The sequence below is a fragment of the Ruegeria sp. SAZD013 genome (assembly GCF_059612525.1).
On sequence record NZ_JBXWQT010000004.1, the window covers coordinates 1 to 4,420 of the forward strand.

3 protein-coding genes are annotated in these 4,420 nt (G+C 57.1%); all 3 read left to right on the plus strand.

The genetic code is table 11. From position 1 onward, the window contains the following. The first annotated feature begins 17 nt into the window (after window positions 1–17). The 3 genes from AC2FLU_RS00715 to AC2FLU_RS00725 all read left to right on the plus strand — a co-directional run bounded on the left by AC2FLU_RS00715 (window position 18) and on the right by AC2FLU_RS00725 (window position 4,303). Window positions 18–1,037 carry a putative 2-aminoethylphosphonate ABC transporter substrate-binding protein gene (locus AC2FLU_RS00715; RefSeq protein ID WP_480477711.1) on the plus strand — a complete coding sequence of 340 codons (1,020 nt, stop codon included), beginning with the start codon at window positions 18–20 and terminating at the stop codon, window positions 1,035–1,037. Window positions 1,038–1,169: 132 nt separating this feature from the next. Next, window positions 1,170–2,285 carry a putative 2-aminoethylphosphonate ABC transporter ATP-binding protein gene (locus AC2FLU_RS00720; RefSeq protein ID WP_480496631.1) on the plus strand — a complete coding sequence of 372 codons (1,116 nt, stop codon included), beginning with the start codon at window positions 1,170–1,172 and terminating at the stop codon, window positions 2,283–2,285. Then, window positions 2,282–4,303: a putative 2-aminoethylphosphonate ABC transporter permease subunit gene (locus AC2FLU_RS00725; protein WP_496808224.1), complete on the plus strand. Its 2,022-nt coding sequence runs from the start codon at window positions 2,282–2,284 to the stop codon at window positions 4,301–4,303. Before AC2FLU_RS00720 ends, AC2FLU_RS00725 begins: the two co-directional genes overlap by 4 nt. Window positions 4,304–4,420: the final 117 nt, after the last annotated feature.

Genomic DNA, 4,420 nt, shown 5'->3' on the forward strand with positions numbered 1-4,420 from the left:
ACCAACAGAGGACAACCATGAAACAGAAGAGATCAATTTATGCGGTTTTGGCGTTCGGTTTACTGACGGCGACGGCTGCGGCATCGGAAACGGAACTGACGGTATACACTGCTGTTGAGGCTGAGGATCTTGCGCGGTATGCGGAGACGTTCAATCAGAGCAATCCGGATATCAAGATCAACTGGGTCCGGGACTCGACGGGGATCATCACCGCGAAACTGCTGGCTGAACGGGACAACCCACAGGCGGATGTGGTCTGGGGGTTGGCTGCGACCTCTCTGCTGCTGTTGAAATCCGAAGGGATGCTGGAGCCTTATGCGCCGGCTGGCGTAGACAAGCTGGATGCGAAATTCGTCGATGGTGACAACCCGCCTGCCTGGGTTGGCATGGACGCCTGGGTTGCCTCGATTTGCTACAACACGGTTGAGGCGGAAAAGGCCGGGCTGAAGCCGCCGACCTCGTGGAAGGACCTGACTGATCCGATGTACAAGGATCAGGTTATCATGCCGAACCCGAATTCCTCTGGCACGGGGTTCCTTGATGTGTCCAGCTGGCTTCAAATGTTTGGCGAAGAAGGTGGCTGGGAATACATGGATGCGCTACACGAGAATATTGCGCGCTACACCCATTCCGGCTCGAAGCCTTGCAAACTGGCGGCGGCGGGCGAGATCCCGATTGGTATTTCTTTTGCGTTCCGTGGGGCGAAATCCAAAGCTGATGGCGCACCGCTGGAAATCATTGTGCCTTCGGAAGGCGTCGGCTGGGACATGGAAGCAACCGCGATTGTGGCCGGCACTGCAAATCTGGAAGCCGCGCAGAAGCTGGTGGACTTCACCGTCACCAAAGAGGCCAACGAGATGTACAATACCGGCTATGCGGTCGTGGCGTATCCCGGCGTTGCAAAACCGGTTGAACACTTCCCAGAGGGTCTTCTGGATGCGATGATCAACAATGATTTCGAATATGCCGCCAACAATCGCGCGGCAATCCTGAAGGAATGGCAGTCTCGCTATGACGGAAAGTCTGAAGCGAAGTAATTCCATTGGCAGGAGGGGCTTTTGTGCCTCTCCTGCCCGCCACTCTCTTGTTCCCACCAACACAACCAACTCACCCGGCGCGCACCGGCCAGGATCGGTCGTGCCCGAGGTGCAGATGTGAGGACCTCTCCCGTGCTTCAGAAAACACCACCCGGTGAACTGTATCTCAGCATCCAGAATTTGTGGAAAGCGTTCGGCAGCTTTCTGGCACTCAAGGACATCTCTCTCGAAATCAAAGAAGGTGAATTCATTTGTTTCCTCGGCCCGTCCGGCTGCGGCAAGACCACCTTGTTGCGGGCGATTGCAGGGCTGGATCTGCAGACCAAGGGTACGATTATGCAGGATGGCAAAGACGTCTCCAACCTGCCTCCGTCCGAGCGCGATTTCGGGATTGTGTTCCAGTCCTATGCGCTGTTCCCGAACCTGACGATCGAAAAGAACATCGCATTTGGCCTTGAAAACACGGGCCGCAGCAAGTCGGATATCGCGGTTCGGGTGAGCGAGCTGCTGAACCTTGTTGGTCTGCCGGATCAGGGCAGGAAATACCCGGCGCAATTGTCCGGTGGCCAGCAGCAGAGGATTGCGCTGGCCCGCGCCATTGCAACCAATCCCGGTCTGCTGCTGCTGGACGAACCCCTGTCGGCGCTGGACGCCAAGGTGCGCGTTCACCTGCGGCATGAGATCAAGGAATTGCAGCGCAAGCTGGGTGTGACCACCGTGATGGTGACGCACGATCAGGAAGAAGCGCTGGCCATGGCCGACCGCATCGTGGTGATGAACCACGGGGTGATCGAACAAGTTGGATCGCCCACGGAGATCTACCGCGAACCGGCCAACCTGTTCGTGGCCGACTTTATCGGTGAAATGAACCAGATCCAGTCTCAGGTTACGAAAGGCGGGCGGTTGAGCGTCGGGGAAAAGACCTTTGCCTGCCTCAGCCACACGTTCAATGATGGAACCCCTGTCATTGCGGCCATTCGTCCCGAAGACATCATCCCTCATGAAGCTGGTTATCTTGACACGGGCGGCAATCGGAACTGCATCGAGGTCACGCTCGATGAAATGGAGTTTCTGGGCTCGTTCTGGCGCTGCCGCCTGAACAACGAGCGGTTCGGATCTTCGGAACTGATCGCGGATTTTTCGATCAACGCCGTGCGTCGTCTTGAGCTGGAAGAGGGGTGCAGCATGGTGATTGAGCTTCCCGAGAACCGCCTGATGGCGTTTGACCTTCCGGAGGCTGCGGCATGAGCACGATGTCGACCAATCAGGACACATTGCCTGTCGGGCCGGATATCAGGCCCAGGCTCAGCCGCGATGACATCCTGATGCGCGGAAGCATGATGGTGATCGCGCTCTATCTGATCGTGACACTGGCACTGCCGCTTTACACGATGCTTTCCAAGTCCTTCTCGACCTACCGGGTCGAGCTGTCCCAGTATGAGTTTCAGGTCAGTGATGAAGCGGGTGTGTTCGACGGAACGATCCTGACGGCTGACGAACTGAACAGGCAATTGGGGGTGTATTCCGACACCGATCTGACAACCGGCTCGGACGGGCGTTTGCCGGTGACCGGGTTCTTTCCGGAGTTCAGCTTTCGCAGCCCGGTCATGTACCAGATGCGGAACACGACGGAGGCCGGGCGCTTTCTGGTCGGGTCGACTTTGAACGAAGGCACCGATTGGGTCGAGCTTGATTCCAACACGTTCCGCCGGGTGCAGATGCGGCCGGTTCAAGCGCGGGGTCTGGGCAACTTCATCAACTACTTCTCGACACCAGCCCTGTTCAACTCGATCAAGAATTCCCTTTGGATTTCGGTTGTCAGCACAATCATTACGGTGACGCTGGCGTTCTGGTTTGCCTATGCGCTGAACCGAAGCTGCATGCGGTTCAAGGGGGTCTTTCGCCTGATCGCGATGGCGCCGATTCTGGTTCCCTCGCTGCTGCCGGGCATCGCGCTGGTCTACCTGTTCGGCAATCAGGGGATGATCAAGGAGTTGTTGTTCGGTGCCAGTATCTACGGCCCCATAGGCATCGTGATCGGATCGGTCTTCTTTACCTTTCCACACGCGTTCCTGATCATATCGACTGCGCTCGCGATATCGGATGCGCGGTTGTACGAGGCCGCTGTCAGCTTGCGCTCTACCCCCTGGCGGACATTCTGGACCGTTACCATACCCGGCGCGCGCTATGGCCTGATTTCCGCAGCCTTTGTCGTGTTCAATCTGGTGATCACCGATTTCGGCCTGCCAAAGGTGATCGGCGGCCAGTTCAACGTGCTTGCCGTGGATATCTACAAACAGGTGATCGGCCAGCAGAACTTTGAGATGGGCGCCGTGGTCTCGGTGGTTCTGGTCATCCCCGCAATTCTGGCTTTTGCCATCGACCGGATGGTTCAGTCCAAGCAGGTGGCGCTGCTTTCTGCGCGCTCGGTTCCATATCAGGCAACACCAAACCCAAAGGCTGATCGCATATTCCTGATCTACTGCAGCTTGGTCGGCCTGTTCATCATTGGTCTTCTGGCCGTGTGTCAGTTTGCGGCGCTGATCAAGTTCTGGCCCTACGATCTGAGCCTGAGCCTCAAGAACTACCAGTTCGACAAGATGGATGGCGGCGGCTGGGGGTCGTATTTCAACTCGATCAAACTGGCCTTCCTGACGGCGGTGATCGGCACGACGGTTGTCTTCTTCGGGGCGTATCTGGTGGAAAAATCGAACGGCTTCAAAACCGGACGGTCGATCTTTCAGATGTTCGCCATGCTGCCGATGGCCATCCCGGGCATGGTTCTGGGGCTGTCCTATATCTTCTTCTTCAACAACCCGTCCAATCCGTTCAATGCGATCTACGGCACCATGGCAATCCTGGTGGTTTGCACGGTGACGCATTTCTATACCGTATCGCACCTGACGGCGGTCACCGCTCTCAAGCAGATGGATAAAGAGTTCGAGTCGGTGTCGGCCTCTCTCAAACAGCCAACAATGAAGCTGTTTGCCCGCGTGACGGTGCCGGTCTGTCTGCCTGCGGTGCTGGATATCTCGATCTATCTGTTCGTCAACGCAATGACGACCGTGTCGGCGGTTGTGTTCCTCTACTCACCCAAAACCACACTCGCGTCCATCGCGGTGCTGAACATGGATGATGCCGGGGACATCGCACCCGCAGCCGCAATGGGCATGATGATCTTCTACACCAACGCCGCCGCCCGGATCTTCCACCTGATGGCATCAAAAGGCATCCTGGCCCGCACACAGGCCTGGCGCAGCAGGTAATCCACAAAAAACTCAAGAACCCGCCGGTCACATATCTCCGGCGGTTTCCTTCTCCCCAAGAACCCGCTCCGCAAAGTCCATAAACGCCCGTATGATCTTGACGTCACGACGCTGGGA